Below are 20,099 nucleotides of genomic sequence, written 5' to 3' on the forward strand. Positions count from 1 at the left end.
CGATCTCGGCGCGGTAGGCCGCGGCGACGTCGGCGTAGAACTCCTCCATCGTCGGATAGACGTCCTCGGGAATGCCCGCCCGCCCGGCGCGGAAGTGGAGCATGGTCGGGCTCGGGATGGCGACCTTGGGCGTCTGCGTCGCATGGGCGGCGAGGAACTCGAAGTCGGCGCGCTGGATCGGCTTCACGTGCGCAACCTTGCCGGTGATGACGATCTTCGGCGGGGCGAAGTGCACGTCGACGCCCTTGTCGTTCTTGAACGCCTTCTTGATCCCGCCGGTCTCCTCGACCCCGGCCAGCTGGAGCAGGAAGTCGGTGTGGAAGAACACCCGCCGAAACTCGCCGTCGGTGATGGCCTTGAGGCCCAGGCTCTCCTGCCATTTGACCAGATCGGCAATCGCCTCATCCTCGATCGCGCGCAATTCGGCGGCGTCGATCCTTCCGGCCGCGCGCGCGTCACGCGCATCGAGGACGGATTTCGGGCGCAGGAACGAGCCGACATGGTCGGCCCGTGAGGGCAGCTTGGTAGTCATGTTGATGGTCCTGTCGTGGCAAAGAATGGATCTTTAGCCAGGGTCATAACGCGGGCTCGCGCTCGACTGACGGCGCATTTATAATCCCAATCCGAGCTCTGCCGCAACGCACAATCGGCGCAATCGTGCGCCTTTCACGATTGCTTGACCGGACTCGGGCCGCGATTGTAGGCATTGCTTACAAAAATCGGCCGCCCCAAAGACCGGAAGGGGAAGCGCGCCGCGGGAGAGTTCATTGGCCGACGTCACGCTCTATCACTGGGAGCCGAACGCCAACTCGGGCAAGCCGATGCTGGCGCTCGCCGAGAAGGGCGTGCCGTTCGACAGCCACTACATCGACATGCTGCAGTTCGACCAGCACAAGCCGGAATACCTCGCGGTCAATCCGCAGGGGACGATCCCGGCGATGATCCATGGCGACAGGGTGCTGACCGAGAGCACCGCGATCATGGAATACGTCGACGACGCGTTCCCCGGACCCGACCTCATGCCCGCCGACCCGCGGGACCGCTGGCGAGTGCGCTGGTGGATGAAGTTCATGGACCAGTGGCTCGGCCCGAGCTTCTCGATGATCGGCTGGTGCACGTTCGTCGGCCCGTCGCTGGCGCACAAGCCGGAGGAAGAGCGCGAGGCGATGATCGCGCGCATTCCGCTGCCGGAACGCCGCGCCGCCTGGCGCAAGGCGATGTTCGCCGAGTTCAGCGAAAGCGAGCTGGCCGAGAGCCGGCGCCGGATCGCCCAGGGCGTGGGAATGCTCGAGGAAGAGCTTGGCAAGCGCGAGTTCGTCGCCAGCAACCAGTACTCGCTGGCCGACATCAACATCTTCAATTCCACTTACATGCTGCCGGTCGGCAACGCCGACCTGTGCGGCCCGCAAATCACGCCGAACATCTGGCGCTGGCTCAAGGCCGTCTATCGGCGCCCGGCAGTGCAGCAGACCTGGGCCATGGGCAGCGGCCGCTTCACCGACCGCTTCAACGCGATCATGGGGGAGTTCGTCGCGTGACGATGCTCTACCATGGCGAGCCGAACGGGCCGTCGCTGAGCGTGCTGGCGGCGCTGTACGAGAGCGGTCTCGCTATCGAGACCCAGCCGATCGATCTGCTGGCAGGCGAACGTCACGCGCTCCCCGACGTGACCGACAGCGCGGCACTCGATTACGCCGTCGAAGGCGAAGGGCCTGTCCTCGTCGTGGACGGCGAGGCCATGAGCGAAGCGGTGTTCCTCGCGCAATACTTCGACGAGGCCACCGGCGGCTGCGGCCTGCAGCCGAGCGATCCTTACGCGCGCTGGCAGATGCTAATGTGGTGCCGCCAGGCGACCGAACGGCTGTCGCCGGCGGTGGCCTATCTCGGCAATCTGGCGTGGTCGCAGAAGCGGCTCGCGGCGATGAGCCCGGCAGAATTCGACAAGCTCGCCAATACCATCGTCAGCGAGGATCAGCGCAAGCGCTGGCAGGATTTGCGCGACGATGTGGTGGATGCCGCCAAGGTCGAGGATTCGAAGACCAAGGTCGCGCAATTCGCCGCGCGGGTGGAAGCGCAGCTCGCCGACGGGCGCGCGTGGCTGATGGGCCCGTTCTCGATCGCCGATCTCGAGACTTTCGCCTGGCTGCGGTCGATGCGCGAACTCGAAGCCGACGCCTTCGCGGGGCAGGCTCGCTGCCTCGCGTGGATGGCCCGTGTAGAAGCACGGCCGAGCGTGCAGAAAGCGCTCGCCCGGGCCACGGCAGACACACCCGCGCGCGCCTTCGCGCCGGGGCCTGAAATCAATCGCTGGGGTTAGTCCTGGGAGGGACCTGGATGCTGCGTAATCGTTGGATCATTGCCGCTTGCGCCGCGCTGGCCCTGGCCGGGTGCAAGAACGCCAGCACGGGGGGCGGGAGCGCCGGCGAGGCGTCCGCCGGGCCGACCACCGGCGTCACCGATGCGATGATCGCCGCTGCCGACGGCAACGAGTGGCTGAGCTACGGCCGCGACTACGCCGAGCAGCGCTTCAGCCCGCTCACCCAGGTGAGCGACAAGACCGTCGGCCAGCTCGGCCTGGCCTGGTCGGCCGACCTCGACACTGCGCGCGGGCAGGAAGCAACGCCGCTGATGCACGACGGCGTGCTCTACGTCTCGACCGCGTGGAGCAAGGTCAACGCCTACGACGCGAAGACCGGCGCGCTGAAATGGAGCTACGATCCCAAGGTTCCGCGCGAAACGCTGCCGGTCGCCTGCTGCGACGCGGTCAACCGCGGCGTCGCGCTCTACGGCGACAAGGTCTACCTCGCCACGCTCGACGGGTACCTGGTGGCGCTCAACCAGAAGGACGGCTCGGTCGCCTGGCGCAAGGAGATCGTCCCAGATCACACCAACTACACGATCACCGGCGCGCCGCGGGTGGCGCATGGCAAGGTGTTCATCGGCAGCGGCGGCGCCGAATACCGCGCGCGCGGCTTCATCGCCGCGTTCGACTGGGCCAGCGGCAACGAGCTGTGGCGCTTCTGGACCATCCCGGGCGATCCCTCGAAGAGCTTCGAAAACGACGCCATGAAAGCGGCCGCGAAGACCTGGGGCGGCGAGTGGTGGAAGCTCGGCGGCGGCGGCACCGTGTGGGACGCGATCACTTACGATCCGGCGACCAACCTGGTGATCTTCGGCACCGGCAACGCCGAGCCGTGGAACCCTGCGGCCAACGGTCGCGAAAAGGCCGGCGCCGACGGCAAGCCGGGCGACAACCTCTACACCAGCTCGATCGTCGCGGTGAACGCCGACACCGGCGCTTACGCCTGGCACTATCAGGAAACGCCCGAAGACCGCTGGGATTACGACAGCGACGCGCAGATCACCCTCGCCGACCTGACGATCGACGGCAAGCAGCAGCACGTCGTGATGCACGTCCCGAAGAACGGCTATTTCTACATTCTCGATGCCAAGAGCGGGAAGTTCGTCTCCGGCACCCCGTGGACCGCGCAGACCTGGACCACCGGGATCGACCCCAGCACCGGGCGTCCGCAGATCAATCCCGAGGCGCGCTACGAGCAGACCGGCAAGCTGTGGGTCTCGGTCCCCGGAGCCGGCGGCGCCCACTCGTGGCACCCGCAGAGCTACTCTCCGGCGACCGGCCTGATGTACATCCCGGCCAACAACGCCGGATTCCCGTACATGGCGAAGAAGGGCTGGCAGCCGTCGGCACAGGGATTCCAGACCGGCCTCGACAGCGCCGCCACCGCGCTTCCGGCGATCCAGGCCGTGCGCGACGCGGCGATGGCCGGGACGACCGGCGCGCTGGTCGCGTGGGACCCGGTCAAGAAGAAGGAAGCCTGGCGAGTCGACTACAAGGGCCCGTGGAACGGCGGCACGCTGGCGACCGCCGGCAACCTGGTGTTTCAGGGCACGGCGACCGAGCAGTTCGCCGCCTACAGCGCCGACAGCGGCAAGCAATTGTGGACCTTCCCGACCCAGAGCGGGATCGTCGCCGCGCCGATGACTTACGCCATCGACGGGCAGCAATACGTCGCCGTGCTCGCCGGCTGGGGCGGGGTCTGGGACATCGCCCCCGGGCTGCTCGCGGCCAAATCCGGCTTCCCGCGCAACATCAGCCGCCTGCTGGTGTTCAAGCTCGGCGGCACCGCCAAGCTGCCACCGGCGCCGCCGCTGAACAAGCTGGTGCTCGACCCGCCGGCATTCACCGGTACTGCCGCGCAGGCGGCGCACGGCGCCGACGTCTACGGCCGCTACTGCTCGGTGTGCCACGGCGACGCGGCGATCGCCGGGGCGCTCAACCCCGACCTCCGGCGTTCGGGCACTCTCGGCAGCGGCGACGCCTTCAGGCAGATCGTCATCGGCGGCGCGCTTCACGAGCGCGGCATGGTCTCGTGGAAGGCCGTGCTCACCCCGGACGATGCCGAGGCCGTTCGCCAGTACGTCATCCAGCGCGCCAACGAGGACAAGGCGCTCGAGATGAAAGGCAAGACATGATTCGACTCAGCGACGCGGCAATTGTAACGGTCGTTAGAATGTTGGCGCAGTTGATGCCCGCCGCGTCACGATTTGCTAAAGGTTTAACCAAACAGGGAATCGCTTCGGGAAAAGGAGCCTGATCGCATGAACGAAGTCACCACCATCAACCGCACGCAGCGCGAATACTCGGACGCCGTGAAGAAGGCGCTCGGTCGCAAGCCGCAGCTCTTCATCAACGGCGAATGGGTCGACAGCTCCGGCGACGCGACGATCGACGTCGAGGATCCATCCTCTGGCAAGGTGATCTCCAAGTTCGTCGAGTCGACCGACAAGGACGTCGACCGTGCGATCGCCGCCGCGCGCACCGCGTTCGACGACGGCCGCTGGCGCGACATGCCGCCGATCGCGCGCGAGAAGATCATGCATCGGATCGCCGACCTGATCGAAGCGCATGCCGACGAACTGGCCGAACTCGAAGCGATCGACGTCGGCAAGCCCAAGGGCATGGCCGGCGCGGTCGACGTGCCCGGCGCCGCCGCGCACTTCCGCTACATGGCCGGCTGGGCCGGCAAGGCCGGCGGCGAGACGCAGGCGCCCTATGCGATGCCGGCCGGGACGATGTTCGGCTACACGCTGAAGGAGCCGGTCGGCGTCTGCGCGCAGATCGTGCCGTGGAACTTCCCGCTGCTGATGGCCTGCCTCAAGCTCGCCCCGGTGCTCGCCTCCGGCTGCACCAGCGTCCTCAAGCCGGCCGAGCAGACCAGCCTTACCGCGCTGCGGCTGGCCGACCTGATCCAGGAGGCCGGCGTCCCCGCGGGCGTAATCAATATCATCACCGGCTACGGCCACACCGCCGGCGACCGGATGGTCAAGCACCCCGACGTCGACAAGGTGGCCTTCACCGGTTCGACCGAGATCGGCAAGCTGATCAACCGCAACGCCACCGAAACGCTCAAGCACGTCACCCTCGAACTGGGCGGCAAGAGCCCGGTCGTCGTCATGCCCGATGTCGATATCGCCGAAACCGCGCCGGGCGTGGCGGGCGCGATCTTCTTCAACTCGGGCCAGGTCTGCGTCGCCGGCAGCCGCCTCTATGCGCACAAGAGCGTGTTCGACAAAGTGGTCGAAGGCATGGCCGAGACCGCGCACTTCTGGGCGCCGCGCGCCTCGCTGGACCCGGAAGGCCACATGGGCCCGCTGGTCAGCAAGGAGCAGCATGAGCGTGTGCTCGGCTACATCGAAGCCGGCAAGCGCGATGGCGCCAGCGTGCTGATGGGCGGCGACGTTCCCAGCAACGACGGCGGCTATTACGTCAGCCCGACAATCCTGACCGACGTGAACCCGCAAATGAGCGTGGTGCGCGAAGAGATCTTCGGGCCAGTGGTGGTGGCGCAGCGCTTCGAGGACCTCGACGAGGTGGTCAAGGAAGCCAACGACACACCCTACGGCCTCGCCGCGGGCGTGTGGACCAAGGACGTCAGCGCCGCGGTGCGTATCGCCAGCCGGCTCAAGGCCGGCACGGTATGGGTCAACACTCACGCGATGATCGATCCCGCGCTGCCCTTCGGCGGCTACAAGGAAAGCGGCATCGGCCACGAACAGGGCCGGCTCGGACTCGAGGCCTACTTCGAGACCAAGACGGTGTTGATGAAGCTGTAAGTGCTGCGATGACTGCCTACGTTCGCAACGCCTGGTACGTCGCGGCGTGGAGCCACGAACTCGAGGCGGGGAAGCCGTTCCCCGCCTCGATCCTCGACGAACCGATCGTCATCTATCGCGGTGAAAGCGGGCGCATGGTCGCTCTCGAGGACCGCTGCGTCCATCGCCTGGCGCCGCTCTCGCTCGGGCGCTGTGAAGGCGACCGGCTGCGCTGCATGTACCACGGCCTGCTCTACGATCCGGACGGCGCTGTGGCGGCGATCCCGGGGCAGGACCTGATCCCCAAGAACGCCCGCGTGAAAGCCTACCCGGTCGCCGACCGGCACGACTGGGTCTGGGTGTGGATGGGCGACCCCGCGCAGGCCGACCTCGCGCTGATCCCGCCGGCCGTAGGCCTGAGCGATCCCGACTACATCCTCGGCCATGGCCATCTCGACTATGCGGCCGAAGCGCAGCTGATCAACGACAACCTGCTCGACTTCAGCCATCTGACTTACGTCCACGCAAACAGCTTCGGCGCCGGGCCCGAGTTCGCCGAGAACCTGCCGAGGCTCGAGCCGCTCGAACGGGGGGTGCGCTTCTCGCGCTGGATGGTCGACACGCATGGACAGTCGTCGCGCAAGTCGTCGGTGCCGATCGACAGCTACATGACTTACGATTTCCTGATCCCCGGCGTGCTGCTGATGTGGAGCGGCAACTACCCGCAAGGGACCGCCAAGAAGCTCGACTTTGCGGCGCCGGCGCTCGACGACGCGCAAGCCGGGGTGACCTTCACCAGCCAGGCAGTGACGCCGCTCGGCCCGAAACAGTCGCGCTATTTCTTCAGCTGGGGTCCCCGCGTCGGCCACGGCGACGAGAAGTTGCGCGACCAGCTGATGACCATGGCCGGAGTCGCGTTCGGCGAGGACAAGACGATGATCGAGGCGCAGCAGAAGGTCATCGACCGTTCGCCCGGCGCGCGGATCATGCCCACCGCGCACGACAAGGGGGTGACGATCTTCACCCGGCTGGTAGAGCGGCTCGCCAAGGCCGAAAGCTCGGCCGCCTCGCTTCCGGAGAAAGTTGCTTGATCGACCTCGCCAAGATCCGCGCCATCGACGTCCACGTCCACGCCGAGGTCAGCTGCCACGATCCGGAAGACCCGGTGATGGCGCAGTTCTTCGACGCCGCCAGCGCCTATTTCAAAGCCCCGCGCGAACGGCCGAAGATGCCCGAGATCATCGAGATCTACCGCGAGGCGAATATCGCCCTGTGCCTGTTCACCGTCGACTGCGAAAGCGCGATGGGAGCCAAGCGGGTGAGCAACTACGAAGTCGCCGAGCAGGCGCAGAAGAACGACGACATCTGCCTCGCCTTCGCCAGCATCGACCCGCACAAGGGCAAGTACGGTGCCCGCGAGGCGCGTGATCTGGTCGAGAACCACGGGGTCAAGGGCTTCAAGTTCCATGGCATCGCCCAGAACGCCCATCCGGCCGACCGCATGGCCTACCCGATCTACGAGGTGATCAACGCCTACAAGCTGCCGGTGATCTTCCACACCGGCCATTCGGGCATGGGCACCGGCATGCGCGGCGGCGGGGGCATGCGCCTCAAGTACGGCGAGCCGATGCTGATCGACGACGTCGCGGTCGATTTCCCCGACATGAAGATCATCCTTGCCCACCCGAGCTGGCCGTGGGTCGACCAGAGCCTCAGCATGGCGCTGCACAAGGACAACGTGTTCATCGACCTCAGCGGCTGGAGCCCGAAGTACTTCCCCAAGCAGGTGATCCAGTACGCCAACACCCAGCTGAAGCACAAAATGCTGTTCGGTTCGGACTTCCCCCTGATCCACCCCGACAAGTGGATCGCCGCTGCGCAGGACGTCGGCTTCCGCGAGGAAGTGATGCCGGGGATCATGAAGGACAACGCCGCGCGGGTGCTGGGACTGGCGTGAGCGATCCCGCCGACATTCGCAATTGGCTGCGGCTGTCGGAGCGCGTGACCACGTCCGGACGTTTGCAGCCGGGCGACCCGCAACGGCTTGCCGCGATCGGCGTGAAGCACGTCATCAATCTGGCGATGCCCGATCACCCCGAAGCGTTGCCGAACGACGAAGCGGTCATGCGGGCTGCGGACCTGCGCTACACGCATATCCCCGTTCACTTCGATGCGCCGGACGAGCATCATTATCGCGCCTTCGCAGCCACGCTCGACGCCGATGACCGGCCGGTCCACGTCCACTGCATAATGAACTTCCGCGTCTCTGCTTTTTTCTATCGCTACCATCGCGACCACGGCATGAGCGAAGCTGAAGCACGGGCGCTGATGGAACAGATCTGGACACCGCACACGACCGACCATCCGGACGTGAAGCCGTGGCGGGCGTTCGTGACGGGAGAGCGGTAGTGGACTTCCACGGACAGCACATCGCCGTCACCGGCGGATCGAGCGGGATCGGCCTCGTCACCGCGCAGCTGCTGGCGAGCCGCGGGGCGCGGGTCTCGCTGATTGCGCGGCGCAAGGAGCTGCTCGATGAGGCGGTCGCCGGGATCGGCGAGCGCGCCGCCGGCTTCGCCGCCGACGTCGGCGAGAAGGACCAGCTCGACGCCGCGCTCGACGCGGCCGCGGCTCAGTTCGGGCCGATCCACGGGCTGTTCGCCAACGCCGGGCTGACCGGCGGGTTCACGCCGGCGGTGGCGTTCGACCCGGCGGTGTTCGAGCAGACCATCCGGGTGAACCTGATCTCTGTCTTCTGGGCGATCCAGAAGGTGCTGCCGGCGATGATCGAGGCGAAGAACGGGGTGATCCTCGTCACCGGCTCGATGGCCAGCAAGCGAGGCATGGCGATGAACCCCGCCTACGTCTCCTCCAAGCACGGCGTACTCGGTCTCACCCGGGCGATCGCGGTCGAGATGGCTCCGCTGGGCGTCCGCGCCAACTGCATCATACCCGGCTTCATCAAGACCGAGGCGCTCGACCGCATTCCGCCCGAGCAGAAGGGCAAGATCGAGCAGCGCATCCCGATGCGCCACATGGGCATTTGCGAGGAGCTGGCCGAAGTCGCCGCCTTCCTGCTGAGCGACGCGGCGAGCCACGTCACCGGGCAGGACTGGGCGGTCGACGGCGGCGTCCTGGAATCGATCGAGGTCTGACAATGGCACTGAAATACTACCACGCCGAACCGATGGCGAACTCGCTGAAGTCGATGATCCCGCTCAAGGAGAAGGGCCTCGCCTACGAGAGCGTCTACGTCGACCTGCACAAGTTCGAGCAGCACCAGGACTGGTTCCTGGCGATCAACCCCGAAGGCCAGGTGCCGGTGCTCGACCACGACGGGACGATCATCACCCACACCACGGTGATCAACGAATACCTCGAGGACGCCTTCCCCGGCGACCAGCCGACGAGTGGCCCGCTGCGGCCGACAACCCCGGTCGGTGCGGCGCGGATGCGCTACTGGAACAAGTTCGTCGACGAGCAGGTGATGAACTACGTCTCGATGCATGGCTGGCACCGGCTGGTGCGGGTGATCGCCAGCTCGATCGAGGACGGCAAGTTCGAGGAACTGATGAGCCACGTGCCGCTGCCCGACCAGCGCAAGAAGTGGATGACCGCCCGCTCCGGCTTCGAGCAGAAGGACCTCGACCACGCGCTCGAGAAGATCGAGTACGCGCTGAACAAGGTCGAGGCGCAGCTCGGCGAGACGGCCTATCTCGCGGGCGACCGCTACACGCTCGCCGACATCAACTTCTATTCGCATTGCGGAATGAGCGTGAACCGCATGTTCCCGCAATTCGATGTCGACAACCGCTACCCCAACCTCGTCCGCTGGCGCGAAAGCATCAGCGACCGGCCGGCGGTGCAGGAGGCGCTCGCCGGCGAAGACCGCACCCAGCCGGGCCTGCGGACCTGGGGCGGCGACGGCCGCGAACATTCGTAAGGACACCGGGGTCGCACCCGAAGGGAGAAGATGACGATGCGTGCCTGGATGCTGCCCGCCGGTTCCGACGGCTTCGACAAACTATCCATGCAGGACCTGCCGGATCCCACGCCGGGCCCCGGCGAGGTGCTGGTCCAGATGCTCGCCTGGTCGATCAACTACCGCGATTTCGCGGTCGCGGCGGGCAAGTACTTCGGCGGCGTGCTCAAGGCCCCGGCGATCCCGCTGAGCGACGGCGCGGGCGTCGTCGCCGCGGTCGGCCCGGGCGTGACGAAGTTCCAGGAAGGCGACCGCGTCCAGAGCGCGTTCTTCATGCGCTGGGAAGAAGGCCCGCCGCGGATGGGCCCGGCGCTCGGCGACGGCATGGCGCCCGGCGTGCTCGCCGAGCTTGTCGTGCTCCCCGAAAGCGGCGTGGTGCCGATGGCGGCAAGCCTCGACCATGCCGAGGCCGCGTGCCTGCCCTGCGCCGGCGTCACCGCCTGGAACGCGCTCCACGAAGGCCCGCGCGCGCTGCGCCCGGGCGACCGGGTGCTGGTGCTCGGCAGCGGCGGCGTGTCGATGCTCGCGCTGCAGATCGCCCGCGCCACGGGCTGCGAGGTGATCGCCACCTCTTCGTCCGACGAGAAACTCGAGGTGATCAAGGGCCTCGGCGCAGCGCATACGGTCAACTACAAGACCGTGCCCGAGTGGGGCCCGTGGATCGCGCAGAACCTCGGCGGGGTCGACAAGGTGGTCGAAGTCGGCGGCGCCGGCACGGCCGAGCAGTCGATGATGGCGCTGCGCACGCAAGGCGAAGTCGCGCTGATCGGCGTGCTCTCCCCCGAAGGCGCGCCCAACCCGCGCGGGCTGATGATGACCGCGGGTTCGATGCGCGGCATCTTCGTCGGCTCGGCGGCGATGGCCAAGGCGCTCAACCGGGCGATCGACGTCAACGGCATCAAGCCGCTGATCGGCGCGCGCTTCAAGTTCGAGCAGGCGAAAGAGGCTTACGCCCATGCCTGGGGGCCCGAGAGCTTCGCCAAGACGGTCATCGAGTTGTAAGAGGGCCCAGAGAGGTAAGCAGCCATGTGGGAAGTACGCGTCACGCCCTCGGGCGATTTCGACAACCACGCCTTCAAGTCGAACCACTTCGAGGTGCGGCCGCTCTCGGCGGCGATGGGCGCGGAGGTGGTCGGCGTGCGCCTGCCCGACTTGAGCGACGAGGCCTTCGAGCAGTTCAAGCAGGCGCTCTACCGCCACAAGATGCTGTACTTGCGCGACCAGCACCTGACCCATGCCGAGCACGAGGAATTCGGCGCCCGGCTGGGCCCGTTCGCGGTCGACGCCTATACCCAGGGCGTGCCCGGCCACCGCGAGGTCCATCCGATCATCAAGGAAGCGGACACCAAGGCGGCGAGCCTGTTCGGTGGCGGCTGGCACACCGACAGCCCGTTTCTCGAGGAGCCCCCGGCGATCACCACCCTGCGCGCGGTCGAGATCCCGCCGTTCGGCGGCGACACCAGCTGGGCCAACTGCGCGCTGGCCTTTCGTCACCTCAGCAAGACCTATCAGGACATGCTCCGCGGGCTGCGCGTGCACATGAGCGCGGCGAACAACGTCCGCACGCAGGAAAAGCTGATGGGCAAGGCGATCACCTTCGCCGACAAGGAGCAGTTCGAGCAGGGCCAGCGCGGCAGCTACCACCCGCTCGTCCGCACCCACCCCGAGACCGGCGAGGAATCGCTCTATATCTGCGACACCTATGCCGACGGGATCGAGGGCATGACCACCTTCGAGGCCAAGCCGATCATCGACTTCCTGGTCCAGCACTCCACCCAGCACGCCTTCACCTGCCGCCTGCGCTGGGAGCCGGGCATGGTCGCGCTGTGGGACAACCGCGGCACCATGCACCTCGGCCCCAACGACTACGACGGCTACCGCCGCGAGATGTACCGCACGACCACGGCGGGCGGTAAGGTCGAGGCGGCTTAGCCAGCCTGCCGCGAGCATCGGAGCCCGGGAGCGAGCGCTACGCCTTGACGGAAAGCAGCTCGGCGAGCTGATCCATCTGCTCCGGCAGTCCAGCCGCCGAGCCCGTCATCGCTTCCTCGAGCGCTTCCCGGGAGGGATAGAGTTCGTGGAAGGTGAGCAGGGTCTTGCCGCCGCGGTCCTCGAAGGTCACCGTGGTGACCGCGCCTTCTTCTTCGCCTTCGTCGTTGGTCCACACGATGCGCGCGTCGGGGACGACCTCAAGGTACTTGCCGTAGAAGGTCATGGTCTGGCCCCCGGCGCCGAACTCGAGGGAGTACTTTCCGCCGGTGCGCACATCCATGTCGCACGACCGCAGCGAGACACCGGTGACCGACCTGGGCATCCACCACTGCCGAAACAGCTCGGGCCTGCTCCATGCCGCGAACACCGTGCCTGGCGGAGCATCGAACACCCGCGTGACGACCAGCTCCCGGTCACCCCTGCGTTCGACGACCGTGCGGTTTTGCGCGGCGGCGTGACTACTCGCTTGTTCGTTCATCGTCCTGCTCCTGCTTCATTTCCAGAATGACCTGGTCGAGCGCGTCGAATCGCGCCTCGAACAGCTTGCGGTGGGCTTCGATCCACTGGGCCTCCGCTGCGAGACCGCCTTGCCCGAGCTTGCAGGTCCGCACCCGCCCGACCTTCTCCGTCATGACCAGCCCGGCCCGTTCGAGCACGGCGACGTGCTTCTTCATGCCGGTCAGCGTCATGCGAAATTTTTCGGCGAGACTGGTGATCGATGCGTCGGCCCGGCCCAAGTGATCGATGATGCCGCGTCGCGTCGCGTCGGACAGCGCGGCGAACGAGAGATCGAGCGCGGGGCTTGAATACTGAACCATATAGTTCACTATCTACACGACCTCCCGAGGGATGCAAGGGCCGCGAATTCGAGGCCGCCGCGAGCGGAGGCAGGCGGCGGCTAACCCCGGAATGCCGTCGATCCGGCGGCGGTGCGAGAGCCCGTCGAGGGAGGGGATGCGCCAAAGCCGATCGGTCTGTGCGGCGTTGCTGCACCGCGCCTTTTGGAATACTCAGAGTAATTGATCCATCCGACGAGGCCGCCAGAGCCGGGCAATTGGGGGGGAATTCGGTGAAACGAGCAGTCTCGATGTTCTTGCCCGTCAGCCTTGCCCTGCTTTCGGCGCTGACGCCGACGGCGAGCTTCGCGCAAAGCGAAGCGCCGGCGATCGTCGAGGATTTCCGGCCCTCTTCGCTCAATCAGCCGGGGCAGGAATACCCGCAGGTAAATTCGCAAGGCTATGTCCGCTTCCGCGTCAACGCGCCCGGTGCGCAAAGCGTCAAGGCCAGCCTCGGCCTCGGCGGACAGGGAGGCACCGTGCTCAGCAAGGCGGTCGATGGCTCCTGGATCGGCACGTCCAGCGGCCCGCTCGATGAGGGATTCCACTACTACCACCTTGAAGTCGACGGCGGCGTTTTCAACGATCCGGGGACGCTGAACTTCTATGGCTCGACTCGCTGGGAGAGCGGCATCGAGATTCCCGCGCACGACGCGGATTTCTACGCCCTGAAGGACGTCCCGCACGGGAACGTGCAGCAGGTCCTGTTCCCGTCTCCCAGCACTGGAATCCAGCGGCGCGCCTTCGTCTACACCCCGCCGGGATATGCAGCGAACCAGGCCGCACGCTATCCGGTGCTCTACCTGCAACACGGCTGGGGCGAGGATGAAACGGCCTGGAGCAACCAGGGCCACGCCAACCTGATCATGGACAACCTGATCGCCGACAAGGCGACGCGGCCCTTCATCATCGTGATGACCTACGGCATGACGAACGTGATTCGCCCCGGCGACCCCGGCGGCCTCGCTCGGTTCGACATCAAACCGTTCCAGACGGTCCTCGTCGACGAGTTGATTCCCTATATCGACCGCCACTTCCGCACGCTTCCCGACCGGGACCACCGGGCCATGGCAGGTCTGTCGATGGGCGGCATGGAGACCAAGATGATTGCCACCGCCAACGTCGACACGTTCGGCTACGTCGGCCTGTTCAGCGGCGGCACCTTTTCACCCGACGATGTGGCGAAAGCGCCCAGCTTCCGCGAGAAGGTGAAGCTCGCCTTCGTCAGCTACGGCAGCCGCGAGCTTGAGCGGCGCGCCGTCGCCCCGCCGGGCGCGCCTCCGTTCGACCCCGTCGCCAACCACAAGGCGCTCAAGGCTTCGGGCTTCAACAGCGTGTTCTATGTATCGCCGAACACCGCGCACGAGTTTCTCTCATGGCGGCGCAGCCTTCACGAATTTGCGCCACTGTTGTTCCGCGACTGAGGCGCGCGCTTCAGCACACGGCCCCTGTCGGGATCGACGGAATCGGGTCCGGAAGAGCCGGCGATGTTGCGTGGCTGGCCTCGCGGCAAATCCAACAATCGACAATCCGGCTGCGAAAACCGCTGTCCTACACGCGCCGGACCTGAAACAGTCCCGGCCGCTCTTTCAAATCGTTGGTCTCGGGTGAGGCACCCGCCAGGGGCGGCTTGGAAAACGCTGCTGGAAATGTGTCACCCTGTCGCCCTGGCCGAAAAGCCCGGATTTCTGCGGGTTTCAGGGGCGACACCCGGGTGACAGGGTCCGTAAAGTGTCACCCTGTCTTGCGGCCGTTTACTGGGCGAAGAAGTTGAGCTCGAGCAGCACGTTGTTGGGATCGGCGGTGAAGATCTGCCGCAGGCTGATCGCGCTGACCAGGTTCTCCTGGTAGTCGGCGCGCATCGCGTCGAGCCGGCCCTTGACCTCGTCGTACCCGGTGCACTTGAGCGCCACGTGGTGCAGCGCGCCGGTGAGCGATCCCGGCTGGACCTCGCGATCGAAGGTGCGCGGGCAGTCGGTGGTGTTGATGTGGATGATCGCGCGGCCTTCGGCGTCGAACATCCAGGTGGCGTTCTGCGGCGTCAGCGGCGGCGGCGCGTCGCGCCTCTCGAGGCCGAGCAGCTGGCCATAGAAATCGGCCGTTTCGTTCAGCCGGTCGGTGATGATGTTGACGTGATCGAGCGCCTCGACGTTCATGCCTCTTACCTCGTTAACAGGGCACCGCTTTCCCCTTGCGTCACATGCCAGATATTGTATGCGCCGCATACAATTTTCGCATATATGATTCTTTCACAAGTGAGAGGAAGTTTGTGATGGCCGAGAATCTTGAGCAGATTCTGCAGAAGACCCCGAATATCGTCGAAAAGCTGCGGAATTCGCAGATCGGTGCCTACGTCTATCCGGTCGTTGCGCCCGAGTTTTCCAACTGGCGCTCCGAGCAGTGGGCCTGGCAGCACAGCGCGGTGCTGTTCGACCAGTCGCACCACATGTTCGACCTCTACATCAACGGTCCCGACGCGCTCAAGCTGCTGTCGGACACGATGGTCAACTCGCCCGCCGGGTGGGAGGTCAACAAGGCCAAGCAGTACGTGCCCACCACGCCTTACGGCCACGTGATCGGTGACGGCATCATCTTCTACCTGGCGCCCGAGCAGTTCGTCTACGTCGGCCGCGCGCCGGCCGCCAACTGGCTGATGTTCCAGGCCCAGAAGGGCAATTACAACGTCGAGATCATCAACGATCCGCGTTCGCCGAGCCGCCCGATGGGCAAGCCGGTCAGCCGCATCTCCTGGCGCTTCCAGATACAGGGCCCGCGCGCATGGGACGTGATCGAGAAGCTCAACGGCCAGACGCTCGAGAAGCTCAAGTTCTTCAACATGAGCGAGATGAAGATCGGCAACAAGACCGTGCGCACGCTGCGCCACGGCATGGCCGGTTCGCCGGGTCTCGAGATCTGGGGCCCGTACGAGGACCAGGACTACATCCGCGACGAGATTCTCAAGGCCGGTGAAGAGTTCGGCCTGATCGCCGTCGGTTCGCGCGCCTACCCCTCGAACACCCTCGAATCCGGCTGGATCCCCAGCCCGCTGCCGCCGATCTACACCGGCGACGAGCTCAAGGACTACCGCGAGTGGCTCGGCGCCGACAGCTACGAAGCCACCGGCGCGATCGGCGGCTCGTTCGTCGGCAAGTCGATCGAGGATTACTACCTCAACCCGTGGGAGCTGGGTTACGGCCCGTTCGTCAAGTTCGACCACGACTTCATCGGCGCCGACGCGCTCAAGAAGATCGACCCGAGCGTGCAGCGCAAGAAGGTCACGCTCGAGTGGAATGCCGACGACATGAAGAAGATCCAGGGCTCGATGTTCGACCCCGAGGGTCAGCAGTACAAGTTCTTCGACCTCCCGCTCGCCAACTACGCCAACAGCAACTACGACTCGGTCGTCGATGCCGACGGCAGCGTGATCGGCCTGTCGATGTTCACCGGCTACTCGTACAACGAGAAGAAGGCGCTCAGCCTGGCGACCGTCGATCACGAGATTCCGCTCGGGACCGAGATTCACGTGCTGTGGGGCGAAGACCCGAACACGCAGAAGACCACGGTCGAGCCGCACAAGCAGCTCGCGGTCCGCGCGATCGTCTCGCCGGTGCCGTACTCGAAGATGGCCGCCGATACCTACGCGCAAGGCTGGCGCACCAGCCGCGTCGCCGAACCGGCCTGAGCCGATCCGCAGCGAAAAGATCTGGGGGAGGCGCCGCAAGGCCCCTCCCCCTTTCTTGTCTAAGGGCCCCGCCCCGGGCAAGATCGCGAGGCAAGAGGGAGAGCGAGCGATGGCGAACTACGTGCTGGTCCACGGCGCCTGGGGCGGCGGACAGAGCTACGACAGGACTGCGGCCGACCTGCGCGCGGCCGGGCACGAAGTTCTGGTCGCCCGGCTCAGGGGCCTCGGCAGCCGCTCGGATGAGCTGCACCCCGGCATCACCCTGACCGACCACATCGACGATGTCTGCGAGCAGGTCGCGGCTGCCGGCTTCGAGCGCTTCGTGCTCGCCGGCCATTCCTACGGCGGCATGGTCGTCACCGGCGTCGCTACCCGCCTCGGCGCGCGGATCGACGCGATCGTCTACATCGATGCGTTCCTGCCCGGCGACGGCGAGAGCCTGTGGGACATCACCGGCGACTTCGAGCACAACTGGTACATCGACAGCCAGAAGCACACCCCCGGCCTCGTCGCGCCGATCGGCTCGGTCGATTTCGAGCCGGTCCCCGGCCAGGTCGGCCGCCACCCGCTGCTGACGCTGCTCGAGGCGGTCCGCTACACCGGCGAGGAAACCAAGATCCCCAGCCGCACTTACGTCTTCGCCACCGACTGGGGGCCGACGCCGTTCCGCCGGTTCTCGCTGCAAGTCCAGGCGGAGGGCGGTTGGGCGCATCACGAGAGCAAGGCGAGCCACTTCGTGATGGCCGACCAGCCCGAGCAGACCACCGCGATATTGCTCGGCCTCGTCGCGTGAACTGGGGCGCGCTGGCGCTGGCCGCGGCGGTGCTCGCCCCGACCGCGGCGCAGGACGTTCCGGCCGACCTGACGGTCCTGCCGCCGGTTCCCTCGGCCTACGCGGCGCCGAAGACCGAATGGGGCGATCCCGACCTGCGCGCCACCTACACGCTCGACATGATCAACAATGGCCGCATCGCCTTCCAGCGGCCCGATGGATATGCCGGCCGGGTCTGGCTGACCGATGCCGAGTTCGCCAAGCGGCTCGAAGCGGCGAAGGCTTCCGACGCGGCCTACTCGGAGGAGAACGCGCGCGGAACCAAGGGCCTCGAGGCGTGGATGCGCGCCGAGCCGTTTGCGCGCCGCACCTCGATGCTGGTCAGCCCGGCGAACGGCAAGCTGCCACCGCTCCGGCCCGAAGCCGAGGCGCTCCGCGCCGCCGGCCGCTCGAGCTGGGTTCCCGGCCAGGCCTACGACTGGCTCGACGATTTCGACACATGGGATCGCTGCATCACCCGCGGCTTCCCCGCCTCGATGCTGCCGTTCCGCTACAACAACGGCATCCGGGTGTTCCAGGCGCCCGGCTACGTCGTGATCCATTTCGAGATGCTCGGCGACCGGATCATCCCGTTGCGCAGCCGCGAGCACTGGCCGCAAGCCGTCCGGTCGTGGATGGGCGACAGCCTCGGTCATTGGGAAGGGCAGACGCTGGTCGTCGAGACGAGCAACATCCGGGTCGGCGACGGCGCCACCCACGACGTCTCGCGGCGCGCCGCCTCGCCGCTCAACGTGGCGACGCAGGGCACCCCGGCCAACAACGCGATTCCCGTGAGCCCGCAGGCGCAGGTGCTCGAGCGCTTCACCCGCACCGGGCCGGGCGCGCTGGTCTACGAGCTGTCTTACGCCGATCCCGAGGTATTCACCGCCCCGTGGACGGCGCGGATCACCTGGACTCGCGACGACGGCTACGAGTTCTACGAATACGCGTGCCAGGAAGGCAACATGGCGATCCGCAACAACATCCTCGCCACACGCGCCGGGCGGCGCCAGGCAGCGGGAAAGGCCGGCAACTAGAGCGCCGCGAGCAGGGGCACGCCGAACGCCAGGGCCGTCCCGATCGCGATGACGGTCAACACTCCAGCAAGGCCGTATAGCAGCTTGCGGGCGAACTCGGTGTCTTCGACGACCCCGAGTTCTCCCTCTTCTTGCGGAATCTCGGCGCTCCGCTCCGTCGGTGAGAGGCGCGGGAACTCGACGGCAGCCATAAGCACCAGCTTCTCCGAGGCGATCGCCTCTCGCTGCTCCTCGAGATGGGCCTTCAGGCCAGCGTTTTGCCCTTCGCCGAACAACTGGCCGGCTTCGATCTGCCGGTCGATCTCGACGAGCCGGTCGAGCTCGCGCAGTGCGCCGCGGCGATTACCTGACAGCACGGCGAGCTGGAGGCGCACTTGCGCCAACCCGCTGGCACGCACGTAATCAAGATCGATTGTGTTCGACCGCGGCAAAGCGCCGAAGTCGTAAGTCGTCCGCTGGCGCGCGGCGGCGCCACCCTCATATCTCCCGTACGCGTTCACGTCCGATCCCTTCGCAAGACCCCTGCGCCGGCGGGTTTAGGCTGAAGACCGACGACTGCGGTATCCCCGAACCGACTAGTGGACGGCGGTTTGGGCTGGACCGATGACCGGTCCGCCAAAGCGTGCGTCAGCGGCGCCCGAGCGCGGCCTCGCTCTCGGCCATCAGCGATGCGATGATCTCGGCCACGGGCTCTTCCCGGGTGACCATGCCGACGGACTGGCCGGCCATCAGGCTGCCGTTCTCGACGTCGCCGTCGATCACCGCGCGCTTGAGCGCACCGGCCCAGAAGTGCTCGATCCTGAGCTGCGCTTCGCCCATGTCGATGCTGCCCTGGTCAAGCAGCAGGCCGACCTCGCGCTGCTTGGCGGTGAATTCCTCGGTACCCTTGTTCTTCAGCGCACGGACGGGGATCACCGGCAGCCGCGGGTCGAGCTGGACGCTCGCCACCGCGTCGCGCGCGTTGGCGCGGAAGAAGGCTTTCTTGAAGTCCGGATGGGCGATGGATTCAGTCGCACAGGCGAAGCGGGTCCCGAGCTGCACGCCGACAGCGCCCATTTCCAGGTAACCGGCAATTAGCTCGCCGCGCCCGATTCCGCCCGCGACGAACACCAGGAATTCCTCGCTCAGTTCTGGAAGCATTTCCTGCGCCAGCACGCTGGTCGAGACAGGCCCGATATGGCCGCCGGCTTCCATGCCCTCGATTACGAGGGCATCGCCGCCTGAACGCAGCAGTTTCTTGGCTAGCGCCAGCGTCGGCGCGAAGACCACGACCTTGGCGCCGTGGCCCTTGATCGCCTCGACGCTGCCCTTGGGCGGGATGCCGCCGGCGAGGACCACATGCCCGACGCCGTGCTTGCCGCAGACCTCGATCAGGTCGAACAGCTGCGGGTGCATCGTGATGAGGTTCACGCCGAACGGCTTGCTCGTCAGCTCCTTGGTCCCGGCGATCTCGCGGTCGAGCAGTTCGGGCGTCATCGCTCCGCAGGCGATCACCCCGAATCCGCCGGCGTTGCTGATAGCGGAGACGAGATTGCGTTCAGAGACCCAGCTCATCGCGCCGCACAGGATCGCATACTCCGCCCCGAGGAAATCGCAGCCGCGCTGCATCAGGGCCTGGGTCTTGGGGTATTTGAGCATGGCG

General features: G+C 66.4%; 21 protein-coding genes. 15 read left to right on the plus strand and 6 right to left on the minus strand.

Going from position 1 to position 20,099, the window contains the following annotated elements; genetic code table 11:
* The coding region (locus tag G7B69_RS13340; RefSeq protein WP_479928800.1) for a uroporphyrinogen decarboxylase/cobalamine-independent methonine synthase family protein at window positions 1-532 on the minus strand (532 nt) is incomplete at its 3' end.
* A 235-nt stretch (window positions 533-767) separates the two neighbouring features.
* On the opposite strand from G7B69_RS13340, the gene G7B69_RS13345 reads away from it, so the two are divergent.
* From G7B69_RS13345 to G7B69_RS13395, 11 genes are all read left to right on the plus strand, one after another.
* On the plus strand, window positions 768-1,538 hold the full coding sequence (locus tag G7B69_RS13345) for a glutathione S-transferase family protein (protein WP_166180093.1): 771 nt from the start codon (window positions 768-770) through the stop codon (window positions 1,536-1,538).
* 2 nt (window positions 1,539-1,540) lie between these two features.
* A complete protein-coding gene (locus G7B69_RS13350; protein ID WP_166180251.1) occupies window positions 1,541-2,317 on the plus strand; it encodes a glutathione S-transferase family protein in 777 nt (258 codons plus the stop codon).
* Between the two features lie 17 nt (window positions 2,318-2,334).
* Window positions 2,335-4,497, plus strand: a complete 2,163-nt coding sequence (locus G7B69_RS13355; RefSeq protein WP_166180096.1) for a PQQ-dependent dehydrogenase, methanol/ethanol family — start codon at window positions 2,335-2,337, stop codon at window positions 4,495-4,497.
* Between the two features lie 126 nt (window positions 4,498-4,623).
* Window positions 4,624-6,138 (plus strand): aldehyde dehydrogenase family protein, encoded by a 1,515-nt coding sequence (locus G7B69_RS13360; protein WP_207786024.1) that lies wholly within the window; start codon window positions 4,624-4,626, stop codon window positions 6,136-6,138.
* An 8-nt stretch (window positions 6,139-6,146) separates the two neighbouring features.
* On the plus strand, window positions 6,147-7,208 hold the full coding sequence (locus G7B69_RS13365) for an aromatic ring-hydroxylating dioxygenase subunit alpha (protein WP_166180098.1): 1,062 nt from the start codon (window positions 6,147-6,149) through the stop codon (window positions 7,206-7,208).
* Window positions 7,205-8,074 (plus strand): amidohydrolase family protein, encoded by an 870-nt coding sequence (locus G7B69_RS13370; RefSeq protein WP_166180100.1) that lies wholly within the window; start codon window positions 7,205-7,207, stop codon window positions 8,072-8,074. The genes G7B69_RS13365 and G7B69_RS13370 overlap by 4 nt, the downstream gene beginning before the upstream one ends.
* Window positions 8,071-8,526, plus strand: coding sequence for a protein tyrosine phosphatase family protein (locus G7B69_RS13375; RefSeq protein ID WP_166180102.1), 456 nt, complete (start codon window positions 8,071-8,073; stop codon window positions 8,524-8,526). Before G7B69_RS13370 ends, G7B69_RS13375 begins: the two co-directional genes overlap by 4 nt.
* Complete coding sequence (locus G7B69_RS13380; RefSeq protein WP_166180104.1) at window positions 8,526-9,272, plus strand: SDR family NAD(P)-dependent oxidoreductase; 747 nt, start codon at window positions 8,526-8,528, stop codon at window positions 9,270-9,272. Before G7B69_RS13375 ends, G7B69_RS13380 begins: the two co-directional genes overlap by 1 nt.
* Window positions 9,273-9,274: 2 nt before the next feature.
* Window positions 9,275-10,060, plus strand: a complete 786-nt coding sequence (locus tag G7B69_RS13385; protein WP_166180106.1) for a glutathione S-transferase family protein — start codon at window positions 9,275-9,277, stop codon at window positions 10,058-10,060.
* A gap of 30 nt (window positions 10,061-10,090) precedes the next feature.
* On the plus strand, window positions 10,091-11,101 hold the full coding sequence (locus tag G7B69_RS13390; protein ID WP_243415180.1) for a zinc-dependent alcohol dehydrogenase family protein: 1,011 nt from the start codon (window positions 10,091-10,093) through the stop codon (window positions 11,099-11,101).
* Between the two features lie 24 nt (window positions 11,102-11,125).
* Complete coding sequence (locus tag G7B69_RS13395) at window positions 11,126-12,031, plus strand: TauD/TfdA dioxygenase family protein (protein WP_166180108.1); 906 nt, start codon at window positions 11,126-11,128, stop codon at window positions 12,029-12,031.
* Window positions 12,032-12,068: 37 nt separating this feature from the next.
* Here G7B69_RS13395 and G7B69_RS13400 read toward each other — a convergent pair whose 3' ends face one another.
* Together G7B69_RS13400 and G7B69_RS13405 are read right to left on the minus strand one after the other, a co-directional pair.
* Window positions 12,069-12,569, minus strand: a complete 501-nt coding sequence (locus G7B69_RS13400) for an SRPBCC family protein (RefSeq protein ID WP_166180110.1) — start codon at window positions 12,567-12,569, stop codon at window positions 12,069-12,071.
* Window positions 12,550-12,909, minus strand: a complete 360-nt coding sequence (locus G7B69_RS13405; RefSeq protein WP_166180112.1) for an ArsR/SmtB family transcription factor — start codon at window positions 12,907-12,909, stop codon at window positions 12,550-12,552. Before G7B69_RS13405 ends, G7B69_RS13400 begins: the two co-directional genes overlap by 20 nt.
* Window positions 12,910-13,178: 269 nt before the next feature.
* Between G7B69_RS13405 and G7B69_RS13410 the strand changes: the two genes are divergently transcribed.
* The gene (locus tag G7B69_RS13410) at window positions 13,179-14,351 is read left to right on the plus strand and encodes an alpha/beta hydrolase (RefSeq protein WP_166180114.1); all 1,173 of its coding nucleotides are present in this window, start codon (window positions 13,179-13,181) and stop codon (window positions 14,349-14,351) included.
* Between the two features lie 330 nt (window positions 14,352-14,681).
* Here the strand turns inward: G7B69_RS13410 and G7B69_RS13415 are convergent, their stop codons facing one another.
* Complete coding sequence (locus tag G7B69_RS13415) at window positions 14,682-15,083, minus strand: VOC family protein (protein WP_166180116.1); 402 nt, start codon at window positions 15,081-15,083, stop codon at window positions 14,682-14,684.
* A gap of 116 nt (window positions 15,084-15,199) precedes the next feature.
* Between G7B69_RS13415 and ligM the strand changes: the two genes are divergently transcribed.
* From ligM to G7B69_RS13430, 3 genes are all read left to right on the plus strand, one after another.
* Window positions 15,200-16,609 (plus strand): vanillate/3-O-methylgallate O-demethylase, encoded by a 1,410-nt coding sequence (gene ligM / locus G7B69_RS13420; protein WP_166180118.1) that lies wholly within the window; start codon window positions 15,200-15,202, stop codon window positions 16,607-16,609.
* Between the two features lie 109 nt (window positions 16,610-16,718).
* Window positions 16,719-17,402 (plus strand): alpha/beta fold hydrolase, encoded by a 684-nt coding sequence (locus tag G7B69_RS13425; RefSeq protein ID WP_166180121.1) that lies wholly within the window; start codon window positions 16,719-16,721, stop codon window positions 17,400-17,402.
* Complete coding sequence (locus G7B69_RS13430) at window positions 17,399-18,457, plus strand: hypothetical protein (RefSeq protein ID WP_166180123.1); 1,059 nt, start codon at window positions 17,399-17,401, stop codon at window positions 18,455-18,457. The genes G7B69_RS13425 and G7B69_RS13430 overlap by 4 nt, the downstream gene beginning before the upstream one ends.
* On the opposite strand, the gene G7B69_RS13435 is transcribed toward G7B69_RS13430, so the two are convergent.
* Together G7B69_RS13435 and G7B69_RS13440 are read right to left on the minus strand one after the other, a co-directional pair.
* Window positions 18,454-18,957 (minus strand): hypothetical protein, encoded by a 504-nt coding sequence (locus G7B69_RS13435; protein ID WP_166180125.1) that lies wholly within the window; start codon window positions 18,955-18,957, stop codon window positions 18,454-18,456. The two genes, G7B69_RS13430 and G7B69_RS13435, sit on opposite strands and share 4 nt — an antisense overlap.
* A gap of 127 nt (window positions 18,958-19,084) precedes the next feature.
* The gene (locus tag G7B69_RS13440) at window positions 19,085-20,095 is read right to left on the minus strand and encodes an NAD(P)H-dependent flavin oxidoreductase (RefSeq protein ID WP_166180127.1); all 1,011 of its coding nucleotides are present in this window, start codon (window positions 20,093-20,095) and stop codon (window positions 19,085-19,087) included.
* Window positions 20,096-20,099 lie beyond the last annotated feature (4 nt).

The sequence above is a fragment of the Croceibacterium segetis genome, assembly GCF_011320115.1.
In the GTDB taxonomy this organism is placed as follows: domain Bacteria; phylum Pseudomonadota; class Alphaproteobacteria; order Sphingomonadales; family Sphingomonadaceae; genus Croceibacterium_B; species Croceibacterium_B segetis.